At 60.6% G+C, this 23,729-nt stretch carries 22 protein-coding genes and 1 pseudogene; 2 read left to right on the top strand and 21 right to left on the bottom strand.

Annotation, left to right across the window (positions count from 1 at the left end; all coding sequences use genetic code 11):
- Window positions 1-159: 159 nt before the first annotated feature.
- The 17 genes and pseudogenes from RY113_RS02805 to ffh all read right to left on the bottom strand — a co-directional run bounded on the left by RY113_RS02805 (window position 160) and on the right by ffh (window position 13,086).
- Window positions 160-492, bottom strand: a complete 333-nt coding sequence (locus RY113_RS02805) for a DUF2469 domain-containing protein (protein WP_110107364.1) — start codon at window positions 490-492, stop codon at window positions 160-162.
- A 72-nt stretch (window positions 493-564) separates the two neighbouring features.
- Entirely contained in the window at window positions 565-1,233 is a 669-nt protein-coding gene (locus RY113_RS02800; RefSeq protein ID WP_315913233.1) for a ribonuclease HII, read from the bottom strand.
- Window positions 1,233-2,099, bottom strand: coding sequence for a signal peptidase I (gene lepB / locus RY113_RS02795; protein WP_110107360.1), 867 nt, complete (start codon window positions 2,097-2,099; stop codon window positions 1,233-1,235). The genes RY113_RS02800 and lepB (RY113_RS02795) overlap by 1 nt, the downstream gene beginning before the upstream one ends.
- Window positions 2,100-2,172: 73 nt before the next feature.
- Window positions 2,173-2,850 carry a signal peptidase I gene (gene lepB / locus RY113_RS02790; RefSeq protein ID WP_110107358.1) on the bottom strand — a complete coding sequence of 226 codons (678 nt, stop codon included), beginning with the start codon at window positions 2,848-2,850 and terminating at the stop codon, window positions 2,173-2,175.
- Window positions 2,851-2,866: 16 nt separating this feature from the next.
- Window positions 2,867-3,226 carry a 50S ribosomal protein L19 gene (gene rplS, locus RY113_RS02785; RefSeq protein WP_110107356.1) on the bottom strand — a complete coding sequence of 120 codons (360 nt, stop codon included), beginning with the start codon at window positions 3,224-3,226 and terminating at the stop codon, window positions 2,867-2,869.
- A gap of 222 nt (window positions 3,227-3,448) precedes the next feature.
- Window positions 3,449-4,246, bottom strand: coding sequence for a tRNA (guanosine(37)-N1)-methyltransferase TrmD (gene trmD, locus RY113_RS02780; RefSeq protein ID WP_110107354.1), 798 nt, complete (start codon window positions 4,244-4,246; stop codon window positions 3,449-3,451).
- Window positions 4,246-4,842 carry a ribosome maturation factor RimM gene (gene rimM, locus RY113_RS02775; protein ID WP_110107352.1) on the bottom strand — a complete coding sequence of 199 codons (597 nt, stop codon included), beginning with the start codon at window positions 4,840-4,842 and terminating at the stop codon, window positions 4,246-4,248. Before rimM ends, trmD begins: the two co-directional genes overlap by 1 nt.
- 131 nt (window positions 4,843-4,973) lie before the next feature.
- A complete protein-coding gene (locus RY113_RS02770; protein WP_315913230.1) occupies window positions 4,974-5,216 on the bottom strand; it encodes an RNA-binding protein in 243 nt (80 codons plus the stop codon).
- Between the two features lies 1 nt (window position 5,217).
- Window positions 5,218-5,625, bottom strand: a complete 408-nt coding sequence (gene rpsP, locus RY113_RS02765) for a 30S ribosomal protein S16 (RefSeq protein WP_110107348.1) — start codon at window positions 5,623-5,625, stop codon at window positions 5,218-5,220.
- 326 nt (window positions 5,626-5,951) lie between these two features.
- Window positions 5,952-6,404 carry a hypothetical protein gene (locus RY113_RS02760; protein WP_315913229.1) on the bottom strand — a complete coding sequence of 151 codons (453 nt, stop codon included), beginning with the start codon at window positions 6,402-6,404 and terminating at the stop codon, window positions 5,952-5,954.
- A 56-nt stretch (window positions 6,405-6,460) separates the two neighbouring features.
- The gene (locus RY113_RS02755) at window positions 6,461-7,345 is read right to left on the bottom strand and encodes a VOC family protein (RefSeq protein WP_315913228.1); all 885 of its coding nucleotides are present in this window, start codon (window positions 7,343-7,345) and stop codon (window positions 6,461-6,463) included.
- Between the two features lie 119 nt (window positions 7,346-7,464).
- Window positions 7,465-7,971 (bottom strand): GNAT family N-acetyltransferase, encoded by a 507-nt coding sequence (locus tag RY113_RS02750; protein WP_315913227.1) that lies wholly within the window; start codon window positions 7,969-7,971, stop codon window positions 7,465-7,467.
- 77 nt (window positions 7,972-8,048) lie between these two features.
- A complete protein-coding gene (locus RY113_RS02745) occupies window positions 8,049-8,843 on the bottom strand; it encodes an alpha/beta hydrolase (RefSeq protein ID WP_315913226.1) in 795 nt (264 codons plus the stop codon).
- Window positions 8,844-8,860: 17 nt separating this feature from the next.
- Window positions 8,861-9,826, bottom strand: coding sequence for an ABC transporter ATP-binding protein (locus RY113_RS02740; RefSeq protein ID WP_315913225.1), 966 nt, complete (start codon window positions 9,824-9,826; stop codon window positions 8,861-8,863).
- Complete coding sequence (locus RY113_RS02735; RefSeq protein ID WP_315913224.1) at window positions 9,753-10,682, bottom strand: ABC transporter substrate-binding protein; 930 nt, start codon at window positions 10,680-10,682, stop codon at window positions 9,753-9,755. Before RY113_RS02735 ends, RY113_RS02740 begins: the two co-directional genes overlap by 74 nt.
- Window positions 10,679-10,939 (bottom strand): annotated as a pseudogene (locus RY113_RS02730) (ABC transporter substrate-binding protein); the annotation flags it as partial. The gene RY113_RS02735 and the pseudogene RY113_RS02730, both read right to left, overlap by 4 nt.
- Before the next feature lie 572 nt (window positions 10,940-11,511).
- On the bottom strand, window positions 11,512-13,086 hold the full coding sequence (ffh, locus tag RY113_RS02725; protein WP_110107335.1) for a signal recognition particle protein: 1,575 nt from the start codon (window positions 13,084-13,086) through the stop codon (window positions 11,512-11,514).
- A 307-nt stretch (window positions 13,087-13,393) separates the two neighbouring features.
- On the opposite strand from ffh, the gene RY113_RS02720 reads away from it, so the two are divergent.
- The gene (locus RY113_RS02720; RefSeq protein WP_315913383.1) at window positions 13,394-14,887 is read left to right on the top strand and encodes a glucose-6-phosphate dehydrogenase; all 1,494 of its coding nucleotides are present in this window, start codon (window positions 13,394-13,396) and stop codon (window positions 14,885-14,887) included.
- A gap of 4 nt (window positions 14,888-14,891) precedes the next feature.
- Here the strand turns inward: RY113_RS02720 and RY113_RS02715 are convergent, their stop codons facing one another.
- The 3 genes from RY113_RS02715 to ftsY form a co-directional block, all read right to left on the bottom strand.
- A complete protein-coding gene (locus RY113_RS02715; RefSeq protein ID WP_110107334.1) occupies window positions 14,892-15,230 on the bottom strand; it encodes a P-II family nitrogen regulator in 339 nt (112 codons plus the stop codon).
- Complete coding sequence (locus RY113_RS02710) at window positions 15,227-16,612, bottom strand: ammonium transporter (RefSeq protein WP_315913221.1); 1,386 nt, start codon at window positions 16,610-16,612, stop codon at window positions 15,227-15,229. Before RY113_RS02710 ends, RY113_RS02715 begins: the two co-directional genes overlap by 4 nt.
- Before the next feature lie 691 nt (window positions 16,613-17,303).
- Window positions 17,304-18,509, bottom strand: coding sequence for a signal recognition particle-docking protein FtsY (ftsY, locus tag RY113_RS02705; protein ID WP_315913220.1), 1,206 nt, complete (start codon window positions 18,507-18,509; stop codon window positions 17,304-17,306).
- A gap of 108 nt (window positions 18,510-18,617) precedes the next feature.
- Between ftsY and RY113_RS02700 the strand changes: the two genes are divergently transcribed.
- On the top strand, window positions 18,618-19,844 hold the full coding sequence (locus RY113_RS02700) for an MFS transporter (protein ID WP_315913219.1): 1,227 nt from the start codon (window positions 18,618-18,620) through the stop codon (window positions 19,842-19,844).
- A 49-nt stretch (window positions 19,845-19,893) separates the two neighbouring features.
- On the opposite strand, the gene smc is transcribed toward RY113_RS02700, so the two are convergent.
- Complete coding sequence (gene smc / locus RY113_RS02695; RefSeq protein WP_315913218.1) at window positions 19,894-23,517, bottom strand: chromosome segregation protein SMC; 3,624 nt, start codon at window positions 23,515-23,517, stop codon at window positions 19,894-19,896.
- Window positions 23,518-23,729 lie beyond the last annotated feature (212 nt).

The raw sequence follows: 23,729 nt of genomic DNA, 5'->3' as shown, positions 1-23,729 counted from the left end.
CGCGGCGGCTGTGGAGGAACAGCGCACGGCAAAGAAGACGAGCGGAAGGCAAGTTCCGGCGTCGTTCTTAGACCCACGGTGTGGCTTCAGGGTGTGGCTGGCAGCAAGGGTGTTAGTGCCAGCTCAGGTGAGGCACAGTTGAGGGCAGTGCCAAGCCGCTCAGCCGAAGGAACCCAACTCGCCGTCCTTGGGGATCTGCAGATCGTCAGACTTCATGAGCTCTTCAACGTTGACGTCCTTGAACGTGATGACCCGGACGTTCTTGACGAACCGGGCTGTACGGTAGACATCCCATACCCAGGCATCCTGCAGCGTCAGGTCAAAGTAAACTTCGCCGTCTGCCGAGCGGGCCTGCAAATCTACGTGGTTGGCCAAATAAAATCGGCGTTCAGTTTCCACCACGTAACTGAACAGATTCACCACGTCCCGGTATTCGCGGTAAAGCTGTAGTTCCATCTCAGTCTCGTAGTTTTCCAGATCCTCAGCACTCATGCATCCATCATCCATCACGCAGTGCCCACTTATCCAACGGGCCACGCTGGCGAACGGAGCCGGGGACAGCTTCTACAGCAGGCGCCAGGTCTTGCGATGATGGTCGGTGGGGCCTTCGCTGGCAATGGCGGCCTTGTGTGCCACGGTTCCGTAGCCCATGTTGGAGTCCCAGCCGAACGCAGGGAATTCCTGAGCCAACCCCATCATGATGCCATCACGCTCCACTTTGGCCAGGACGCTGGCGGCCGCCACCGAGAGGCAGGTCATGTCAGCTTTGATTCGTGTCTGGATCCGCCACGGCGCCACGGCAGCCTCAGCTTCGTGTGCGGGCGAAAAAAGATCCGGCTCCGGAGCTGAAAGCCAGTCCTGATCACCATCGAGGATGACAAAGTCAGGAATCACGGTCGCTGCCGCCTGGGCCATGGCCCGGCTGCCAGCCAGCCGCAGTGCGCTCACCAATCCCAAGGCGTCAATTTCCGGCGCCTGGGCATGGCCTACAGCACTGGCTGCAGCCCAATCAATAATGGCGGGTACCAGTGCTTCCCGTACTGATACTCGCAAGAGTTTGCTGTCCTTGACGCCGGGTAGTTCGCGGGCTGTGTCCGGATGGATGATGACCACGCCAACGCTGACAGGTCCAGCCAGGGAGCCTCGCCCTACTTCATCGCACCCCGCCACAGCGAAATAGCCCTGTGCGGCGAGTTCTCGCTCCCACTCAAGGGTGGGCGCCGCGGCTGCCATTACGGGCCTGCCGTGGTGTCGGCACTGGTGCTCACGCTCTTGGTCTGCGGCTGCGGTACGTCAGCAAAAACGTCCGGGTAGTTGCCAAGGAAACCTAACCGGGACAGCGGCCAGGCAATGACAACAGCCCTACCCTCAACATCGGCGATCGGGACAAAGCCGGTCTGGTCGTAGCTCTGGTGGTAGCGCGAATCTTGTGAGTTGTTGCGATGGTCCCCCATGACCCACAAGTGCCCTTCGGGGACGGTGACCTCAAAAGTGGTGTCCGAGGGTGCCGCTCCAGGGAAGAGGTAAGGCTCGGTGATGGCAGTGCCGTTGATGGTGATTTTTCCATCATTGTTGCAGCAGACAACCTTGTCTCCTGGCATGCCAATAACCCTTTTAACCAGGTGCTGTTGGGAACTATCCGGTGCCAGGCCAATGAAGGTGGCCACGTCGCTGAGCCATCCTGTGGGCCCGTTGACGTTGGTCTGCGGCTTGAGCCACCCTTGTGTGTCCTTGAAAACGACGACGTCCCCGCGCTGGAGAGCGAATGGCTGGGGCACGAGCAGGTTCACAAAGATCCTGTCGTTAATTTCCAGGGTGTTCTCCATGGAACCGGAAGGAATGTAGAAGGCACGGAACAGGAAAGTCTTGATCAGGAAGGACAACACCAGGGCAATAACAACAATGGTGAGCAGTTCTTTGCCCCATGCCAGCGCCTGCTTGCCTACTCGCTGTCCGGCAGAATCTGGAACATGCGTGGCCGGCTCTGACTTCAAATGGCGGGCACGATGCTCCTGACGCACCCTCGCATCTGAAGATTCCGGGGTGGTTTCCCCTTGGGGAGCCGGCTCACCGGACTCTTCTGGAACATTGTGTTGCATCAGCGATTATTTCCTTAGCAAAGTCATCTCTAGCTACCTACATCCACACCTGGGGCAGGTGTGAGAAAAACGTTTACGGCAACCCAGCGGTGTTCTTACCACTGCCGGAGGCCTGCTCAAGCACGTGCATTCGGCCTAGTGGCCACACCGTGGCGATCGGAGAACCAATGACCCGTTCAGTGGAAATCAGCCCGCCCCCGGGAGCTCCCAGAAGAGATCTGGAATCCAAGGAAACATTGCGGTGATCACCCATTAGCCACAATTTACCTTGTGGGACGCGCACCTCGAACGTCAACGCGCTGGGATCATCCCCGGGATACAGGTAACTCTCAGTAACAGGGACGCCGTTGACCTCCAACAATCCGCTCGCGGAGCAGCATTTGACCGTGTCTCCGGCAACGCCAAGTACGCGCTTGACGTAGATGTTGTCATTGGGCACCAGTCCCAGCCATTGTCCGGCCCCCACAATGGCGTCAGCTACGTCTCCTGCCCCCGAATTCCAGGGCACAAATGATCCCCTACCGTCAAAGACCACCACGTCGCCGCGTTCAATGGCCCTGTTGGTGAAGGCCACCCGGGAAACCAAAACGCGGTCGCCGGTGAGAAGCAGCGGTTCCATGGATTCCGACGGGATGTAGTAAACATCCATCCAAACATTGCGGACCAATGCCAGGAAAAGAAAGATGACCGCTACGCCAAGAACAACAAAACGCCAGCCCAGTTTCCTGGACTGGCGTTTCGCTTGAGTCAAAGTGCGAATCCCTTTGTTACTTGGTGGGAAGGTTGTCGCGCTTTTCCTTGATCTTGGCAGCCTTGCCGCGCAGGTTACGCATGTAGTACAGCTTGGCGCGGCGCACGTCACCCTTGGTAACGACCTCGATCTTATCCAGTACCGGGGAGTGTACCGGGAAGGTACGCTCTACGCCGACGCCGAAGGAGATCTTGCGGACCGTGAAGGTCTCGCGGATGCCGTCGCCCTGGCGGCCAAGGACAAAGCCCTTGAATACCTGAACACGTGCGCGGGAACCTTCAATAATGTTCACATGAACATTAACGGTATCGCCTGCACGGAAGGTGGGGATGTCGCTGCGCAGGCTGGCTGCGTCAACAGAATCGAGAAGATGCATTTTCTCACTCCAGGTAAACGCCACAGGTCATTTACTTTGTGTCACGTTTCCCGCGGGCGGCATACAGCCAGTCCTGGGAAGCGAAAGAATTGGACCGGTTCCCATGGATGGGACACCAGTGTGCTGCCTGTTGACGAACGCTCCCCCTGTAGCAGGAACGCGCCCAGTCGAGCACATCTGTCTATTTTGCCACACTCAAGGCTCTGGAACTAATTGAGTTAACTAGCTTTCCTGGCGTTTGATTGCTTTTCCATGCTCGACGGCGTACCCAAGTTCCCAGAGCACGTTGCGTTCGGCTTTACTGAAGTTGGAGACGTCCAGAGCGTCAATCAGATCCGGGCGGCGCTCCGCGGTGCGGCGCAGCTGGTGTTCCCTCCGGAACTTAGCAATCTTGCCGTGGTTGCCGCTCAGCAGCACCTCGGGGACTTCCCGATCCCGCCAACTGGAGGGTTTGGTGTAGACGGGGTATTCCAGCAGCCCGTCAGAGTGGGACTCCTCAATGAGGGATTCGGGGTTGCCCACCACACCGGGGATGAGCCGGCCAATGGCTTCCACCATGGCCAGCACAGCAACTTCGCCACCGTTGAGCACATAGTCACCCAGGCTCACGGGGCGGACAATGTAGTCCTCCGCAGCCCATTCCAGCACCCGCTCGTCGATGCCTTCGTAGCGGCCACAAGCGAAGACAAGATGTTTCTCTTGGGCAAGTTCGTAGGCCAGAGCCTGATTGAAAACCTCACCAGCCGGGGCAGGCACAATCAAGGTGGGCCGTGCGCCGTCGGCCGCGGGGGAGGTGGCGGCAATGTCGGTGAGGGCCTGCGCCCACGGTTCCGGCTTCATGACCATGCCTGCCCCGCCACCGTAGGGTGTGTCATCCACGGTACGGTGCCGGTCAGCCGTGTAGCTGCGCAAGTCATGAACTACCAGTTCCAGCAACCCTTCCGTGCGAGCCTTGCCGATCAGGCTCAGATCCAGGGGTGCCAGGTATTCGGGGAAGATGCTGACTACGTCAAAGCGCATTACGCCTGCGTTCCTTCCGAACCGTCGGTGCCGGTGGTGGGCTTGGTGCCGGTGAGATCGGCAGCCTCGCCGGACTCGTCGCTGGCACTGACTTCCTTGTTGACAGTGAACAGACCGGCCGGTGGGGTCAGTAGAACATAACCGTCCTCGATGTTGACCTCGGGAACAATCTCGTCAACAAACGGGACCAGAACCTCGTCCCCATCGGCGTCTTCGACGATGAGCAGATCCTGCACGGCCTGGGTCCGCAGCCCCGTCACCTTACCAACCACGGCCTTGCCTACCCGCACTTCAAGGCCCAGCAATTCGTGTTCGTACCAGGCGTCGTCGTCTTGGTCATCATCGGATTCGAAGAACAGGCTGGCGCCGCGCAGCAGCTCGGCTTCATTGCGCGTGGTGGTGCCTTCGAAGCCCAGCAGGAGGATGTCCTTGTTCCAGCGCGAGCTCTTGACGGTGAGCTGGCCAATGGTGGCCGGTTCCACAACGAACTCGGCGCCGGGACTAAAGCGGGAGTCGGGGGCGTCGGTGAGGACCAGAACAGTCACTTCACCTTTAATGCCGTGGGGCTTGCCAATCCGGGCGACCTGGACCTGCATGGGTACTCCTCATGTGTTGCTGAAATTTGGGGAAAAATTTGGCCCCGTCACCGTGTTGGTGCCGGGGCCAAACGTTTGGCTTTACTGCTGAAAACTTGATGCAGCGCTAGCTGCTCCAAGATCCGGCCAGGTTAGTGGCGGCGATCCGTGTCAACAACGTCAACACGCACCGGCTCGCCATGGGCCAGAGCGGCAACCACTGTGCGCAAGGCACGGGCGGTGCGACCCTGGCGGCCAATAACCCGGCCCAGATCGTCTTGATGAACTCGCACTTCGAGGGATTCCCCGCGGCGGTTGTTCTTGACGCTCACCTTGACGTCCTCGGGAGAGTCAACTATCCCGCGAACAAGGTGCTCCAGCGCTTCAGCCAACAAGTTACTCGGCCTCGGTGCTCTCGGTTGCCTCTGCCTCGTCAGCCTTCTTGGCCTTCTTGGTGATGGCTTCCTTGACAACAACGTTCTTGGCTTCCGGAGCTACGAAGGGAACCTTGGGAGCCTTGGTCTTCAAGGTGCCTTCGGCGCCCTTGAGTCCCTTGAACTTCTGCCAGTCACCGGTGATCTTCAAGATCTTGGCAACAGGCTCAGACGGCTGAGCACCGACGGAAAGCCAGTACTGAGCGCGGTCGCTGGTGACCTCAATGAAGGACGGGTTTTCGGTCGGGTGGTACTTACCGATTTCCTCGATGGCACGGCCGTCACGCTTTGAGTGTGAGTCCATGACGACGATGCGGTAGTACGGGGCGCGCATTTTACCAAAGCGCTTAAGGCGAATCTTTACAGCCACTTTTGTGGTTACTCCTGGTTCGAAAAAGGGGCGAAATCCGTTTTACGCTCCCGTGGGGCGGGCCGTGCGGCGGACTTCTAAGGACAGGATCATCACACGGAGAGAGGGGCCATGCGGATCGAGTACCTGTCCATTATGCCAGATTAATAACGGACTGTGCGACTCGTTACGCAACCGAGTTTGTGTGTCATCCGTCATGGACGAGAACCAACAGATGCGACTTCGCGAAAATGATCCTGATCCCGCTTTCTGATCCCGGAATTTCGGGGTCCGAAAGCGGGATCAGGATCATTTTAGAGTTCCATGCGGCAGAGTTCCGGGCTATGTTACTCGGCGGAGTAGAAGAACAGGGCCATCTTCGCGTTGTCCTCGGCGGCTGCCAAGGCTGCTGCGGCCATGGCAGCCAGAGCGCGCAGCAGCGGCTCGGTGATTTCCGGGGTGGATTCCATTTCCTCCGCAGCAGCCCATTGCGCAGCCAGCTCGGCAATGTCCTCGGGCTCTTCGAGGGCATCAAGTTCTGCAAAGACCTCAAGGAGCGCATCCGGCACGGCAAACAAGTTATCCAGTTCAATATCAACCAAGCTGAGCTCCGCCCCAACACCCGTGGCATGGACTTTCTTGACGGCAAATTCGCCCAAGACTTCAATTTCAAAGTCGCTCAGGCCCGGAGTTGGCAGGACCGGCACGTCAATGAGTGGAGACTTCCCTGCCATCCGCGCCTTGGCCCGGGCAACAGCCTGGTGGTGGTCTGCAATGAAGAACTCTGAGTAATTGGCCACGCATAAGCCTTTCAAGTTGGGGATCCGGGATGCATTATCCCCGGGCGCCCGGGGTGTTAATGCCCAGACTGTACGGAATCAACACTAACGCGGATCCGGTTTTTCCACGGATCCTCAAATTGAATCTCGGCACCCGTTGCGGCAACCGCAATGCCGTGGTGGGCCAAACGCTCCGCCAGGGCCCCGACGTCGTCCTTGCCGGGCACCTGAATGAGCACCTCCCCGAGCCCGAGGGTGTCCTTACGGGGACGGGCACCGCGGCTGTTCCACACGTTCATGGCCATGTGATGGTGGTAGCCACCCGCCGAGACGAACAGTGCCTGACCATGGAATCCTGCGCTCTTTTCAAAGCCGAGAATGTTCACGTAGAACTTTTCCGCGGCGCGGATCTCACCCACCTGCAGATGGACATGCCCGACGCCGGCCGCCGCATTGCGCTGTTCGGTCACGGATTCCTCGCTCAGGTGCGATTCGAGGTAGCGCTGAGGCGGGAGGGACAGGGTGGCCATCTCCACCTCGCCATTCTTCCATTGCCACTGATCCCGTGGACGGTCCCAGTACAGCTCAATGCCATTGCCTTCGGGGTCGGTGAAGTAGAAGGCCTCGGAGACCAGATGATCTGCGCTGCCAGCGAAGGCCTGGGGGTTGTAGCGGGCTGCGGTGGCTACCGTGGCGGCCAGAGCGGACTGGTCATTGAAGAGCAGTGCCGTGTGAAAGAGTCCGGCCTCGCCGCTGCCCGGAATACGCAGATTCCCGGCTGGCTGCAGGTGCACCAAAGGTGTGGTGCCGCGGCCCAAGTACTGACCACCGTCCGCTTCGGCAACTACATCCAGAGCCAAGGCCCGGTGGTAGTAGTCGGCCATAGCTTTCATGTTGCCCACCTTGAGCATCACGGTGCCCATGGTGAGCTCTGCTGACAAAAGGTCTTGTGCGGCGGTCATATTTGCTCCAAGGTTTAGCGCGATTACACCACCACAACTACTTGAAGCTTCAAGTTATTCCAGGGGGCGGGGTTCTAGGGGCGGTGGTTAGTGGGCACGGGTTCTTGGGGCGGGGGCTGCTAGGCGGGCAGAACGGCCTTCATGGCTATCCGGGCGCCCATACCGTCCAGACCCGCAGCCGCCTCCGCGGTACGCAACACGGCCAGTTCCTGTCCGTACTCTTCCGGTCGCAGCTCCGTGAATCCACACCTGGCATAGAAGGGGGCATTGAAGGGCACCTGTTTAAACGTAATGAGTGTCATGGAAGTGAATCCCGCTTCACGCGCCCAGGCTTTGGCGGCTGCCACGAGGGCACGCCCAATCCCTTGGCGTGCGTAGTCCGGGCTGACGGCCAGTTGCTGCAGATGCGCCGCACCGTCCACAATCTCCAACCGGATGAAGCCCACTGGTGGGCGGCCGGCAACCATGATGTGGAAGGCACCGGCATAATCAACCGCTGTCCCGGGCGGCGGGAAGTTTCCGTAGGGCAGAGGCGGTGTCAGGGAACCAAACGCCTGGTCCGCTGCGGCCTCAAGCTCAGGCAGGAGCGAGAACTCACTGAGCGCTGCGGGCCGAATTTCTAGCATGGCGCAAGTCTAGTTCCCGGCTGTGACATGTGATTGGAGCCGCAGTCACGCAACCCGTCAAGGGTACCGGGTTCGTCTCAGCCCCGCGGCTGGCCGCCGGTGACACGTGCCTGCGTTTCAGCTATGAATGACCCGATGATTCCTGCGCCCTCCTCGGTATCCTGTGGACGGTGGCCGCCGCGGGACACCACGTGCCGGGCTCCCGTGGTGGCGAGGTAATCAGCCACTTCCTCATACAGTGGTTCCCAACCACCTGTCAGTACCAGAGTGGGGACGCCTGGCACAATGTGCAGCGGCGCTTCCCATGACGGGGACTGCAGGCGCAGCCGTGCCGAGACTCGGCCAATGGATTCAGGTCCCTGAGCACTACCTATCACGGTACGTTCCGAACCGGCGCCAACCGTTCCGGAAACCCCCGAACGGTACCCTCCGGAACCGGCCCCTCCAGGGGCAGCCGTCAGCCGGTAGTACTCGCGCGCAAAATCTTCGTCGCTGAGCTCAGTGCGCCGGGCAAACAGCGGTTCCAGGTGCTCACGGTACGCCATGGTTGCCGGTAGTTCCGCTGTCAAGGAGGTCAGTGCCGGTTCCACCAGCGTCAGTGACTGGACCAAGTGCGGGTGTTCCACGGCAGCCATCATGGCCGCAATGGCACCTTGGGCGTGCGCCACAACATGGCCGCCTGCCCCCAAGGCATCGGCAACAATCCGAGCGTCGGTAAAAAAATTTGTCGCCGTAGGCTCTGAAAACGCATCAAATCCGCTGCGCTTGAGGAACAAGGCGTCATAGCGCCCGGCCAGCAAGTGCTGGGCGGGCCAGGCTGCGGCACCAAACCCGTCGAGCCCGTGGACGAACACAATCCGGGTTTTACTCATTTAGGCAGGGTACCGGATCACTCTGACATTCCCCCGCCGGGAGGAGGCCCACCGAGCAGAGTGTCGACGGCGGCGTGAGCGTTGATGGGGAAATGGCACGCTGTCAGGTGAGGCACGGTTCCGGCTGCGGCAGCCGATGCGGTGGCTTCCACCAGAGATTCAGGTGGCAGGGGCACCGTTCCACCTCCGGGCTGCAGAGGCGGCACCACCTGCGCACAAATCTCCTGAGCCGCAGGACAGCGGGTGCGGAAACGGCAGCCGCTGGGCGGGTTCATGGCTGAGGGCAACTCGCCGGCAACGCCAAGTTTGGCCTTGGCCCGCTCCACCACGGGGTCGGGAATGGGCACGGTGTCTATCAACCCGCGCGTGTAGTGGTGCTGAGGGTGGGCATAGACCTCGGCGGCCGGGCCCACCTCCACCATCTTGCCCAGGTACATCACGGCAATGACGTCAGATAGATAGCGCACCACGGACAAATCGTGGCTAATGAACAAGTAAGTCAGCTCGCGGTCATGCTGGAGCTCCTTCATCAGGTTCAGTACCTGCGCCTGAACGGAGACATCCAGCGCTGAAACGGGCTCGTCGACGACTATCAGCCCGGGTTGCAATGCCAGCGCCCGAGCCAGGCCGATGCGCTGGCGCTGGCCACCGGAAAATTCGTGCGGGTACCGTTCGGCGGCCCAGGCTGGTAGCCCCACGGCGGCCAGTAGTTCATCGACGCGGTCATTACGTTCTCTAGCCGAGCCAACGTGTTGAATGTCCAGCGGCTCGCGCAGGATGGAACGAACCCGCATCCGCGGGTCCAGGGAGGCGTAGGAGTCCTGGAACATGAACTGTACGTTCCGCCGGCCCTCCTTCGCCTCCTTGCCGCGCGGGATGGCCAGTGTCACCTCGGAGACTGCACTGATGTCACCCACATGGCGGCGCAGAATAGCCCCGGCTGGGACAGGGAAGCCCTTGATCACGTGTGTGATCTGCAACACGGCACGCCATCCTTCGGGATGAAGGTGGCAGGCGCCACCCTTGCGAGCTCGGGGACGGTGGTGCGCAAATCTGCGGCCTCTGACACATACAGCGGCGTGGTGCATGGAACAAAGCAGGCATATTGCTGCGGCCGGCCGCCGTTCCGGGTTTGGTACACGTTGCGGCCTGGCCCGGCGTGACGGACCAGCCATTGTCCGTGAGGTACTTGGTGGCTGCGGAGATGTCGAACGGGTAGGGGTTAGTTTGCTCCGTGGTAGAAATCAGCGGACTCTCCGGGAACAGCGGCACGGGGCCGGTGGTCTGGAAGCCGTAATTCTTAGCCGCGTTGGTGATGATTCCTTTCTGGTCAACCACGGATTGCAGTGCCTGGCGGAAGTACAGCTGCTTGAAGACCGGCACCACCGTGGGGTTGTTGTAGTTGATCGGGAAGTAGTTGATGCCGTACAGATTCCACGGCGCCATAGTGTAGTTGGCACTGAGTGGATTTGGCCCTGGTTGATCTGGTGTGGAGTTGGCAGGACGCGGGGAGCTCAGATCTTGCGTGGGAATATAGCCCACATCTATGGCGCTGGCACCGCGCAAGACATTGAACTCGGCGGCGTCCGTAGAGAACGGCACCTCAATGAATTCCTTCAGGGTGGCCTTCACCGATCCGGAGTACTTGGTGCTCGGGTCAAAGGTGATGTGCCTGTCGGCATTGAAACTCTTGAGCATCCAGGGGCCGTCAACAACCTTCCACAACGGGTTCGTTGCGTAGGTAGGCAGATCCTTGGTTGCGGACACCAGATAGGTGTAAACGGCTGCACAGCTTGCCTCATTCGTGGCACACTCGCCCTTGGCCGTGGCACTGGTCATAGCCCAGGCCGGGGCATCGGTGTGATCTGACTGAGCTGGTTGTACAGCATCCACTGCTCGCTATAAACCTTGTCGGTTGTGAACACGACTGTCTTAGCATCCGGTGCAGTAGCTAAGGAAAGGTTGTCCGGGAACTGCCTCGGTACATAGGCGGCAAAGTTGGTCTTTTCGGCTTTGGACATGTTGTACCAGAACATGACAGCAGTGGAGGTAACGTCCGTCCCGTTGGACCACTTGTAGTCCTTGAGAGTGATGGCGAGCGTGTTGCCCGGTTGCTAGACAGAAGCTGGGCCGCCAAACTCAGCTGGTCACTGACCTCGGCCTTTCCGGCATTGCCGAACCAATACAGCGGACGGAACATCAGCTGCTGCAGATCGGAAATGTTGGATACCGAAAAATCAGCGATGCGCACTAACGGCCAAATCCAGTTGGGGACCGTGTTGGGCGGTTCGGCAAAAAGTTGCCGTGTTGGCCGCCTTACCCGGTGAAGATGCCGAGCTTCCGGTGTTATTGTCTGAACCGTTTCCTGGAGTCCATCCGGTCAGAGTCAAAAAAGATACTGCCAAAATTCCCAATAACAGAAAGGCTTACTTTCGGTTCCCCACGTAATCGCAATGTTTTTATTTTGCGCCTCCATGGCAGAGTCCCGCGGTGGTAGATCAGTTTGGTCTTCGCGTGACTCTTACGGGCTGTCTGAATCTACAAACTGGAACTGTCGTGGGTAAATTAGGTTCTAAAAAGATGAACCCGTAGGGGAATCACTTGGAGATTCCCCTACGGGTCCTGATCACTGCCTGTGGGTGATGCTAGCGTGCACCCTGGTATGTGCCTACTTGCCCAGGAACTTCTCAAAGCCCTTAGGCAGGTTCAGGCTGCTGGGGTCAAAGTCCTCGGCGCCGGCACCAAACGCGGCACCGGTGGGCAGGGACTTGGGCGCGTTGGCCTTCTCCTGCGCGGCCTTAAGCTCGGCGGCAGCCTTGGCCGGGTTGCCCGAGCGCGCCTTCTTTTTGGGGCCCTGCTTGCCCTTGCGGGCACTGTTGAAACCGCCGGGGCCTGCCACGCCGGGCATGCCCGGAATGCCGCCGCCCTGAGCCATTTTCTTCATCATCTTCTGAGCCTGGCCAAAACGCTCCAGCAGGCCGTTGACCTCGGAAACATGCACGCCCGAGCCCTTGGCGATACGGGCGCGGCGGGAACCGTTAATGATCTTGGGCGCAACACGTTCGTGCGGGGTCATGGAGCGAACAATGGCCTCAACGCGGTCAATTTCGCGTTCGTCGAAGTTCTCCAGCTGCTGGCGCATGCCGGCGGCGCCGGGCATCATCATGAGCATCTTCTTCATGGAGCCCATTTTGCGGATCTGCTGCATCTGGGAGAGGAAGTCATCTAGGGTGAAATCTTCTTGGTCGGCGAACTTGCGCGCCATGCGCTCGGCTTCGCCCTTATCCCAGTTCTTTTCAGCCTGCTCAATGAGGGTGAGGACATCACCCATGTCCAGGATTCGGCTGGCCATGCGGTCAGGGTGGAACAGCTCAAAGTCATCCAGCGATTCACCCGTGGAGGCGAACATGACGGGCTTGCCGGTGATGGAGGCAACCGAGAGTGCGGCACCACCTCGGGCGTCGCCGTCGAGCTTGGTCAGGACTACACCAGTAAAGTTGACGCCCTCGTTGAACGCCTGGGCCGTGTTGACGGCATCCTGGCCGATCATGGCGTCAATGACGAAGAGGACCTCGTCGGGGTTGATGGCAGCGCGGATGTCCGCAGCCTGCTTCATCAGTTCCGCATCAATGCCCAAGCGCCCGGCCGTGTCAACAATGACCACGTCATGCAGCTTGGACTTCGCCTCCGCCAACCCGGCCAGGGCAACGGCTACGGGATCGCCAGTGGCGGATTCAAACTCGCTGGAGACACCGGGGTGCGGTGCGAACACGGGAACACCGGCGCGCTCACCGTTGACTTGGAGCTGCTTGACGGCGTTGGGGCGCTGCAAATCCGCAGCAACCAGCAAGGGGCTGTGGCCCTGGCCCTTGAGCCACTTGGACAGCTTTCCGGCCAGCGTGGTCTTGCCAGCACCTTGCAAACCGGCCAGCATGATGACGGTGGGCGGGTTCTTGGCCAAGTTGATGCGGCGGGTTTCACCACCCAGAATTGCCACGAGTTCCTCGTTGACAATCTTGACGATCTGCTGCGCCGGGTTCAGCGCCTCGTTGACTTCGGAACCGAGCGCCCGCTCGCGGACCTTGGCGGTGAATTCGCGAACCACCGGCACGGCGACGTCGGCATCCAGCAGGGCCCGACGGATCTCGCGCACCGTGGCGTCGACGTCGGCTTCGCTGAGCCGTCCCTTGCCACGCAAGTTCTTAAAGGTTGCTGTCAGCCGATCAGATAGTGAGTTGAACACGCGCCGCGCACTTCTTTCGTCAGGGATTATTCGTCAGGGATTAACCAACGCCCGCGCGGGACAGCCTTGCGGCCGGCCCGCGCATGGTGCGCGGCAATTTACGTTATTCAGGATGAGACCGGTGGGACGGCGCTAACACCGCTCCACTCCCTTTCCTGAGGGACTCAACTATCAAGGGTACCAACTACGGCGCCTCTTCGTTGCATACCCCTCATGTTCGCCAGCAACTACATCACGGCAAAGAAAATTGTGGGCGCTTGTGCCAGACCATGAAAAGGGCCCCAATTGGTGGCATGCTGAAGACGTGATGAAAAACACTGCAGCTTCCAGCAATCAGCGCTCCACACAATCCAACCAGCCCGACGCCGGTTCCCCGGCTTCCGTTGCGGACCCCGGCGGGCGGATCAAGACTTTAGTGATTTTGGGGGCTTCGGGAGATCTCACAGGCCGTCTCTTGTTGCCGGGCGTGGCCCGGCTGATTGCTTCGGGCCGGGCACCGGGGCTCAATCTTGTGGGAGCTGGCAGTGATGATTGGTCTCCGCAGCAGTGGCAGGACCGGCTTAAGGACCGCTTTTCCGAGGCTATGGAACCCGACGGGGCTTCGACGGACACCGGGATCAAAGAATTGCACCAGCTCCAAGAGGGAAGTAGCTACCACCAACTTGATGTGACCGCCAAGGGAGCGTTGGGCCAGTTCCTCAAAGATATTCCCGGACCAGTGGCACTGTATTTTGCCCTACCCCCGGCGGTGAGCCAGAAAGCGTGCACGGCATTGACTCCCGAGGATCTGCCAGAAGGCACCCGGTTGGTTATGGAGAAGCCGTTTGGTTCCAGCGTTGAATCGGCTCGCGCACTCAATGCCACCTTGGCCACCTTGGTTCCTGAGGACCACATCCACCGAGTGGATCATTTCCTGGGTAAGTCCACAGTTTTGAATATTTTGGGCCTGCGCTTTGCCAACCGGCTGTTGGAGCATTCGTGGGACGGGGAACACATTGAAAAGGTAGAGATCTTCTTTGATGAAGCACTCACTCTGGAAAACAGAGCCCGCTATTACGATCATGCTGGTGCAGGGCGTGACATGATCCAAAGTCACCTGCTGCAGGTCATGGGCATCATGGCCATGGAACCCCCGGCAACGTTGGGTGAGCAAGACGTCCGCTCGAGCATTGCCACCGTACTAAGAGCCAGCACCATTGGCCGCAGCGGTCACGATTTGGCCGAGTACACACGCCGGGCGCGTTACACTTCGGGAACTATTGGAAAGCGCAAGGTCCCGAACTATATCGATGAAGACGGTGTGGACCCAGCAAATGACACCGAGACCCTCGCAGAGGTTGAAGTGTACATAAACAATTGGCGTTGGGCGGGAGTGCCGTTCATTTTGCGCTCAGGGAAAGCCCTAGGCAACGCCCGTAAGGAAGCGGTCGTCACATTCAAACCGGTTCCACATCTGCCCGTCGGCTTCAAAGGCTCAGACTCCCCCACGCGCCTGCATATTGGTTTCGGACCGGACACGCTGGTCCTGGACCTCGATGTCAACGGCCCGGGAGATGTCTTCACCCTTGACCGAGTCAAGTTGGAAGCAGAACTGGGCAGTGACCCTCTCCTACCCTATGGCGAAGTATTGGAAGGGATCCTGCGCGCAGATCCCTTGCTCTCCGTCCGTGGCGATACCGCCGAAGAGTGCTGGCGGATCGTGGAACCGACGTTTGCCGCCTGGGCGTCCGGAGCCGTCCCCATGGAAAACTATGCGGCCGGCTCCTCGGGCCCGCAGGCCTGGACCACCAGTAACGACTAACTCTCTAGATGGCTGCGGTGCCCCTCTCACCTGTGCGCACTCGCATAACCTCCAGCACGGCCACCATCCACACCTTGCCATCTCCGGGACTGCCCGTATTGGAACTGCCCACAATAATGTCCATCAAGTCCCAGGCCACCTCATCCGTGGCCAAGACCTCGATGCGAATTTTGGCATGCAGGTCCACAGCGTATTCGGCACCTCGGTAGATTTCGGTGTGGCCGCGCTGGCGCCCATAACCGTGCGCTGAGCTGACCGTCAGCCCCTGCACGCCATAACTTTCAAGCGAGCTGCGGACATCATCTAGTTGCTCTGGCCTAATGATGGCTGTAATGAGTTTCATGCGTCCACGGTGGCTTCCTGTGTTGCGGACTTGCGCCCTGGTGTGAGGTGATCGGTTCCAGACTGACCCGCAGCGGGCCTCTTGCCGGAGAGTGGTTGGAAGCTGCCCGTGGCGCGGCCGCCTAAGTCATAGGCGGATTCGGCGTGGATTGAGACGTCAATTCCGGCAGCTTCGTGGGCTGTTGAGATGCGGAATCCCATGGTCTTGTTGATGATCCACCCGATGGCATAGGCCGCGAGGAAGGAATAGAGCATAACCGCCCCGGCGGCGATGGCCTGCTTGCCCAGAAGTTCCAGCCCGCCACCGTGGAACAGACCCCGGCCACCGGCGGGTGAATTCGGATCAGCCGCCAAGCCAATGAACAAGGTCCCTGCGAGGCCACCCACCAAGTGAACCCCAACAACGTCCAGTGAGTCATCAATCCCCAAACGGTACTTCAACCCGACTGCTAGCGCGCAAAGCATCCCGGCCAAGAGCCCCAGCACCAGCGCCCATAGCGGCGTTATTGCCGAACATGCGGGGGTGACGGCAACAAGTCCGGCCACGGCCCCTGAGGCTGCCCCGAGTGAGGTGGCGTGTCCATCACGGATTTTCTCTACCAAGAGCCAGCCAAGGATGGCAGCTGCAGGTGCGGCAAGCGTGTTGATCCAGGCATAGCCAGCCACGGCATTGGCACCGAGCGCGGACCCCGCATTGAAACCAAACCAGCCAAACCAGAGTAGCCCTGCACCCAACATCACGAAGGGGAGGTTGTGGGGCCGGTGGCTGGGATCTTTTCCAAATCCCTTACGCCGGCCAAGGATAAGTGCCAGCGCTAGGGCTGCGGCACCGGCGTTGATGTGAACAGCAGTGCCTCCGGCAAAGTCAATGGCTCCGAGTCCTTGGCCTATCCATCCACCCGTCGGCTTGCCATTGGCATCCTCGGTGAAGGAAAAAACCCAATGTGCCACCGGGAAATACACCACAGTGACCCAGATGGCGGCAAAGGTCAGCCAGGCACCAAACTTTGCCCTGTCCGCGATGGCCCCCGTGATGAGCGCTACGGTGATGATGGCAAAGGTTGCTTGGAACCCTACGAAGACAACTTCGGGGACAGAGCCAACCAATGGGGCGCCGTCACCGGTGTCCAGGACTCCTCGCAGACCCAGCTTTTCCCAGGGGTTCCCCAGCAGTCCCCAGCCAAGGTCGGTGCCAAAGGCAGCCGAGTAGCCGAACAGGATCCAAAGAACGGCAACAACGCCAATGGCGCCGAAACTCATCATCATCATGTTTAGGACGGCTTTGGCACGTGTCATGCCGCCGTAAAAGAATGCAAGCCCCGGTGTCATGAGCAGCACCAAGGCTGCTGAGATTAGGACCCATGCTGTATCGCCAGTATTCATGTTGCTGGCCTTTCGTTGCAAGAGTTGTTGCCTGCCGCGTCTTCGGGGCTGTGCATGGTGGACACTTACAATGAAAGTTGCTGCGTGTTTCACGCGGACGTGGAATAAGTTTCCACTGCGTTACGTCTTGCGGTGGGGAGTTAACTTACCGCGTCAAAAGCGTTTCCGGCGTGTTTCCAGCCAAGCTCTTCGCTGCCCCAGCCATTCGCTTCCCGCGAGTGCGGGTGGCTAGACTATGCGGGCCTTGGTCATGCCCTCACTGATCCCCTGGGCAGCGACGCATTCACGCACGTTAAGACTGTCAAATTTGCTGCACTACTCTTGGCCAATGTTCCTGCTGCGGCGTATAAACGTTGTGCGGGCCGAATGGCTGAACAGGCCGGCGCCACCTCGGTTGAGCAGGCGCAGGTCCACGGTGGCCATGCGCAGCGTCCTGGTTGTTCGACGATTCGTGCGTTCAACGTTTTCAACAAGCACTAGACCATGAAAGATCATCCGTTCCCAGAAAAGGATGCCTAGATACACAAACCGCTGATTTCAAGGCCGCCCCTGCCGCACCCCACGGAGGTAATCTCACGCCGCACCGGACCCCCGGAGTAAGAATCTCTGATGGCGGTTTAAACAAAAAAAGCCCGCCGTGGCGGACATTTTTTGTTGTTCAGCTCAGAGTCTTGGACTCCCGCCAATTCCATTAGTTTAGAAGTGCATCAACAAAACTTTCGGCGTCAAAGGGGGCCAGATCATCGGCACCTTCGCCCAGGCCCACCAGCTTCACGGGGACTCCCAGTGTCTTCTGGATGGCCACCACAATGCCACCCTTTGCCGTGCCATCGAGCTTGGTCAGCACAATGCCGGTGATATTAACTACTTCCGCAAAAACCTTCGCCTGGGTGAGACCGTTTTGTCCCGTGGTGGCATCCAGCACCAGCAGCACCTCATCAACCGTAGCCTGCTTCTCAATGACGCGTTTAACCTTGCCCAGCTCATCCATGAGCCCGATCTTGTTCTGCAGGCGGCCTGCGGTGTCAATCATGACCACGTCCACTTCCGTCTCAATGCCCACCTTGACCGCCTCAAAGGCCACGGAGGCAGGGTCCGCTCCATCGACGTCGGACTTCACAGTGGCAACGCCCACCCGCGCACCCCACGTGGCCAGCTGCTCTGCGGCTGCAGCTCGGAAAGTATCGGCGGCACCCAGCAGCACGTCCTTATCCTCGGCCACTAACACCCGGGCCAGTTTGCCAACTGTGGTGGTCTTGCCCACGCCGTTGACGCCCACCACCATGAGTACGGCGGGGCGGTCATCGTGACGGGAGATGTTCAGCGTGCGGTCCATGGAAGGATCCACGAGCTTGATGAGCTCTTCACGCAGCATCGACTGGACGTGCTCTGGGCTGCGCACGCCCAAAACCTTCACGCGGTCACGCAGTGTGTCCACCAATTCCATGGTGGAATCCGTGCCGATGTCCGCCAGCAGCAGTGTCTCCTCAACCTCTTCCCACACGTCCTCGTCAATGGTGTCGCGGGAGAGCAGCGCCAGCAGGCCCTTGCCCAGCGCATTGTTGGACTTGGACAGCCGCGCCCGCAGGCGCACCAACCGGCCCTCAACAGGCAGCGGGGTCTCGATCGACGGGGCGGCAGGAGCAAGCGGCTCCAGCAATTCTTCCGGCAAAATGGCCGGCTGCGGAGCGATGGTTTCCGGGCGGTCCTCCACCAGAGTCCCGCCACCTTGGGCGTCCCCCTGACTTGTGGGATCCAGCGGGGCGGGGTCATTGGCATCGCGGGGGCCGGTGTAGTTCTGGCGGTTCCGGCGAGCGTTCAGGAAGACGGGTACTAGACCGCCAATGACGGCGAGCACAACCACGATGGACAAGAGGATGGGAAGAGTTTCATTCACCCCCTTAGTCTCTCACGGGGGCCTCACGCCCGGGGCAGAGCCTCACTGCCGGGGCCTCACGGGTGGGCACAGGACCAATTTTCGCGTCATGTGGGACACTCGTCAGTGATGTCTATGTCTATACGCCGGCCCAAAGAGGCCAAGGATCTGCCCGCAGCGAAGCTACCCCGCGAGATCAAGGTACTGGTGGCTGCCGCCTTCATGATTGCCATTGGCTTTGGCATTGTGGCCCCGGTTTTGCCGCAATTCGCACAAAGTTTCGATGTCAGCGTGACAGCCGCCGCTGTGGTTGTCAGCGCCTTTGCCTTCACCCGCTTGACCTTTGCCCCCTTGAGCGGCTGGCTGGTGGAACGGATGGGCGAGCGCCGCACCTACATTCTGGGCATCCTCATCGTGGCAGCCTCCTCGGCAGCCTGTGCGTTCGCACAAGATTATTGGCAGCTGCTGATCTATAGGGGCTTGGGCGGCATTGGTTCGACCATGTTCACCGTTGCGGCCATGGGCCTATTGATCCGGCTCGCCCCGCCCCAGGCACGTGGACGGGTATCTAGCCTGTATTCAGGCTCCTTCCTGCTCGGTAATATTGCCGGCCCCGCCGTGGGTGGACTCCTTGCAGGCTTTGGCATGGCCCTGCCGTTTCTGGTCTACGCCGCTGCCCTGGTTCTGGTGGCGGTGCTGGTGGCAACGCAACTGCCAGCGGCCTCTGCTCAAGCGAACCGGAAGGGGCTTGTTACCGCCGTCAAAAAAGAGGTATTGCCGCTGCGTGTTGCTCTGGGCCTGCCTACCTACCGCGCCGTTCTGGGCTCCGCCTTTGCCAATGGCTGGTCCGCTTTCGGCCTCCGCATGGCCCTGGTGCCACTCTTTGCCACGGCCGCCTTGGGCGCCGGTCCAGAGGTAGCCGGCATTTCCTTGGCCGTGTTTGCCATCGGCACAGGAGTTGCCCTGACTTTCTCCGGAAAATTGGCAGACACCTGGGGCCGCAAGCCCATGATTCTGAGCGGACTAGCCGTCAACGGCCTCGCCATGGGCGCGCTCGGATTCACCGGTAATGAGTTCTGGTTCTTCTTGATATCAGCCATCGCAGGCTTGGGCAGCGGCCTCATGGGCCCGGCCCAGCAAGCCACCGTGGCGGATGTAATAGGCAACGAGCGCTCCGGCGGCAAGGTCCTGGCCACCTTCCAGATGAGCTCCGATCTGGGCGCCATCATTGGCCCCATCGCGGCGGGACTGCTCGTGGACGCCTTCTCCTACGGCCCGGCGTTCCTCATGGCAACGGCCGTGGCGCTTCTAGCCATGGTGCTGTGGCTACCGGCGAAGGACACCCACCCGGCCTAGCCACCGTGGAACTTGCCTTATCCCGGCAGCGGCACCGAGCGCGCGGGGTTTATGCTCCAGCAGCCCGGTCCATGCGTTGGCTGATGACGGTGGAGACGCCGTCGCCTTGCATGGACACCCCATAGAGTGCGTCAGCAATATCCATGGTGCGTTTTTGGTGCGTAATGATGATCAGCTGGCTGGATTCACGCAGTTCCTCAAGAATGCTGATGAGCCGTCCCAGATTGGTGTCATCGAGCGCCGCCTCGACCTCGTCCATGACATAAAAAGGTGATGGCCGGGCCTTGAAGATGGCCACCAGGAGCGCCACGGCCGTCAGCGAGCGCTCGCCACCTGAGAGGAGGGAGAGGCGCTTGATCTTCTTGCCTGCGGGCCGCGCCTCAATCTCAATCCCTGTGGTCAGCATTTCCGTGGGATCAGTCAGCACCAGGCGGCCCTCGCCGCCGGGGAAGAGCCGGGCAAAGACGCGCTCAAATTGGATAGCCGTGTCCGCGTAGGCGGCCGTGAAGACCTCTTCAACGCGGGCGTCCACTTCCTTGATGATGTCCATGAGGTCCCGGCGGCTGGCCTTCAGGTCTTCTAGCTGGGCGGACAGGAATTGGTGGCGTTCCTCCAACGCCGCAAATTCCTCCAGGGCGAGCGGGTTGACCTTGCCCAGGGCTGACAGATCCCGTTCGGCCCGTTTGAGCCGCTTTTCCTGCTCGTCGCGCACAAACGGGGTTCCTTCACGGACTTGGTTGCCGTCCTCATCCACGGCCATGCGCAGTGCCGCCCATTTGTCCGTAACCTCACCGGGGCCCAGCGGAACCAGCGTGTGGGGGCCATATTCCGCAAGGAGGTGGTCCACGCTGAGCCCAAGTTCCTCAATGGATTTGTTTTCCAGCGTTTCAATTCGCAGCTTCTGGGCGGCACGTGCCAGCTCGTCCTTATGCACAGAATCGGTCAGCCGCGCCAGCTCCTTCTGAGCCTCCACCGTGGCACTGCGAACGCTCATCAATTCCACGTCACGGCCCGCCCGCTGCTCCTCGGCCTCATCGCGGACCTGTTCGGCCAAGGCGATGGACTCTTCCACCAGCACCAGAACTTGGTGGCTTGCCAGCGCCACGGCGGAGGCCTTCTTCGCTTGGAACAGCCGACGCCGGGCGCGCTGCGCCGCCTGCTCCCGAGCTGCCCGCTCCGTGGCGGCCGCCCGTTCCAGCGCCGCCGCCCGGTTGCGCGTAGCCGTGAGGGCATCTTCGGTGCTGCGCAGCGAGAGCCTAGTTTCCAGCTCCACCGCGCGAGCAGCCGTGGCTGCCGCAGCCAAGGAATCGCGCTCATCCATGGACGGTTCAAGGCCGGCCGGGGCCTGTTGCGCTGTGGCCAGCCGTGCCGCTATCTCCGTCAGTGCGTGTTGTTCGCGTTCAAGGTTGGCGGTTGCCCCGTGGACGGCCTGGGCGTGACGTTCAGACTCTCCTGCAGCCGAACGCAACGTGGCCCCCAGCAGGCCCAGACGTTCAGCCACGGCTGCCAGCCGCGCGTCGGACTCGTTGAGTGCGGCCAGGGAGGTTTCCGCCGCCTGAGCCAGGGCGGCCCTGCGCCCCTGCAAGCCTGCAAGCGCAAAACGGGACTGCTCGCCGCGGGCCGTGGCCTGCGCCAGTGCACTTTCGGTCTCATCCACCGCTGCCTGCAATTCCAGCAGCGACGGAGCCACGGCTGAGCCGCCCTGAATCCACCACTGGGTGAACACGTCACCGTCAGCCGTGACTGCCGTCAGCGCAGTATCCCGGGCCAGAACTTCCTGGGCTGCAGCCGCATCGGGGACCAGCACAACCCCTGCCAACAAGGCGTCGAGAATTTGTGCCAGCTCCGCGGGGCCATCAGCCTGTGCACGTCCCAGCAGCGCGCCGGGAATGGCAGCCGCGGCAGCAGCTGCCACTTGTTGCAATCGGACCAGCTCCGCCGGCTGCTCATCAGCGCGGGCTGGCCCGGCGAGCACCAGGGTGACCCGGCCACCCTCGTGCGTTTTAACCAGCTCCAGCGCAGACAGTGCCGCGGAAAGTCCCGTGACCGCAACCCCTTCGGAGGCTGCATTCAAGGCCGCAGAGATGGCGCTTTCATGGCTGGGCACCACCCGGATGAGCGCAGCCATGGAGGCCATGACACCGTCCGGGCGGGCTTCGAGTAGTTGGGCCCTGGCATCCTTGCGCAGCAGCCCCACGGCAAGCGCATCGCGGCGGGCGGTCAGGGACTCGCGGGCCCGCTCGGCAGCCAGCTGCTCGCGGGTGAGCGCCTCAAGCGCCGTGTCCACTTCCTCAAGGGCTGCGGCTGCGTCCTCGTAATCGGCATCGAGGCGTTCCTCCCCCTCTTCTACTCCGGCTACCTGGGATTCGAGGGCGGCAAACTCCGCCGCCGCCTGGGTGTGCCGTTCGGCGCCGGCAGCCTTGCTGTGGTGCAGCCGGCCAATTTCGGCTTCAGCCGATTCGACCCGTGAACGGGCGGAGGCAACCTGACCGGCTAACCGGGCCAAGCCTTCGCGGCGGTCGGCGGTGGCACGGAGTTGATCCCGCACTCGCTGCTCTTCACCCCGCACGGCAGCCTCGGCATCTTCCTTGATTTCCATGGCTGTTTCTAACCCGTAGCGGCGCTCCTCCAAGGCAAGATCCAGCTCGGCTTCCTCTTCACGCAACCGTGCTGCTTGTTCAGCCAAGCGGTCCGGGTCTCGGCTGGGGTCCGGCGCCGTCTCCGTGGCTCCAAGATGACGCCGGCGTTCTGCGGCGAGCATTCCCAGCGCCTTGAGCTGGTCGCGGGAGGAACATAACTGGTACCAGTTATCCCGTGCCGCGTTCAGGACGGGTGTGGCGGCTGCGGCTTCCTGTTCCAGTGCCGCCTGCTTCTCCCGGGCTGCTTGTAGTTCCTGCTCCACCTGTTCGCGGCGGTTCTTGAGGGATAGTTCTGCTGCTTCATCGCGTGCCACGGTTTGTGTCAGGCTCACAAGATCATCAGCCAGCAGGCGAGCTTTGGCGTCCCTGACATCAAATTGCACGGTTTGTGCACGCCTGGCCACAGCCGCCTGTTTGCCCAAAGGTGTCAGCTGGCGGCGGATCTCCCCCGTCAGATCATTGAGCCTGGCCAGGTTGGCGCCCATGGCATCAAGCTTGCGGAGAGTTTTTTCTTTGCGGCGGCGGTGTTTGAGGATTCCGGCGGCTTCTTCAACGAAGCCGCGGCGATCCTCAGCGGTGGCGTGCAGCACCCTATCCAGCTGGCCTTGACCCACAATGACATGCATTTCACGGCCCAGCCCCGAATCGGAGAGGAGCTCTTGGATGTCCAGAAGGCGGCAAGAGGTCCCATTGATGGCGTATTCGGAGCCGCCTGCACGGAACAGGGTGCGTGAGATGGTGACTTCGGCATAGTCGATCGGCAGGGCGCCGTCGCTGTTGTCAATGGTGAGTGAGACCTGGGCGCGGCCCAAAGGCGGACGTCCGGAAGTACCGGCAAAAATAACGTCTTCCATTTTTCCACCGCGCAGCGTCTTGGCACCCTGCTCCCCCATGACCCAGGCAAGAGCATCAACCACATTGGATTTCCCCGAACCATTGGGGCCCACAACAGCTGTCACACCGGGTTCAAAGTCAAAAGTGGTGGCCGACGCGAAGGACTTGAATCCGCGCACGGAAAGACTTTTTAGATGCAAACTGTTTTCTTCTCCTGCGCCGGGTGTGTTTCTCACAAGCCAATCTACCGTGAATTTCCCCATCCCACCCGGGCGCCTAGATCCGTGTATACGTTGTGGCGTATGTGCGTGAACACCCCTCAAGGTGCATAGTTAAGGGTGGGTCTTGATATGTATGGGTGCCGTCCTCAGGCGTTCTAGCACATATCAAGGCAAAGTCACTGGTTTTTCCG

The organism is Arthrobacter sp. lap29 (genome assembly GCF_032458965.1).
Lineage (GTDB): Bacteria > Actinomycetota > Actinomycetes > Actinomycetales > Micrococcaceae > Specibacter > Specibacter psychrochitiniphilus.
The sequence above is the reverse complement of the archived record's forward strand: the minus strand, read 5'-3'. Positions and strand labels throughout refer to the sequence as shown.

Bases quoted from the DNA above. Each gene is read 5' to 3' on its own strand.
- rplS (WP_110107356.1), bottom strand. From the start codon at position 3,226: ATGCATCTTCTCGATTCTGTTGACGCAGCCAGCCTGCGCAGCGACATC.
- RY113_RS02720 (WP_315913383.1), top strand. From the start codon at position 13,394: ATGAAAAACACTGCAGCTTCCAGCAATCAGCGCTCCACACAATCCAAC.
- RY113_RS02745 (WP_315913226.1), bottom strand. From the start codon at position 8,843: ATGAGTAAAACCCGGATTGTGTTCGTCCACGGGCTCGACGGGTTTGGT.
- RY113_RS02735 (WP_315913224.1), bottom strand. From the start codon at position 10,682: ATGACCAGTGCCACGGCCAAGGGCGAGTGTGCCACGAATGAGGCAAGC.
- RY113_RS02710 (WP_315913221.1), bottom strand. From the start codon at position 16,612: ATGAATACTGGCGATACAGCATGGGTCCTAATCTCAGCAGCCTTGGTG.
- RY113_RS02715 (WP_110107334.1), bottom strand. From the start codon at position 15,230: ATGAAACTCATTACAGCCATCATTAGGCCAGAGCAACTAGATGATGTC.
- RY113_RS02750 (WP_315913227.1), bottom strand. From the start codon at position 7,971: ATGCTAGAAATTCGGCCCGCAGCGCTCAGTGAGTTCTCGCTCCTGCCT.
- lepB (WP_110107360.1), bottom strand. From the start codon at position 2,099: ATGCAACACAATGTTCCAGAAGAGTCCGGTGAGCCGGCTCCCCAAGGG.
- rimM (WP_110107352.1), bottom strand. From the start codon at position 4,842: ATGCAGGTCCAGGTCGCCCGGATTGGCAAGCCCCACGGCATTAAAGGT.
- trmD (WP_110107354.1), bottom strand. From the start codon at position 4,246: ATGCGCTTTGACGTAGTCAGCATCTTCCCCGAATACCTGGCACCCCTG.
- RY113_RS02800 (WP_315913233.1), bottom strand. From the start codon at position 1,233: ATGGCAGCCGCGGCGCCCACCCTTGAGTGGGAGCGAGAACTCGCCGCA.
- RY113_RS02700 (WP_315913219.1), top strand. From the start codon at position 18,618: ATGTCTATGTCTATACGCCGGCCCAAAGAGGCCAAGGATCTGCCCGCA.
- RY113_RS02755 (WP_315913228.1), bottom strand. From the start codon at position 7,345: ATGACCGCCGCACAAGACCTTTTGTCAGCAGAGCTCACCATGGGCACC.
- RY113_RS02805 (WP_110107364.1), bottom strand. From the start codon at position 492: ATGAGTGCTGAGGATCTGGAAAACTACGAGACTGAGATGGAACTACAG.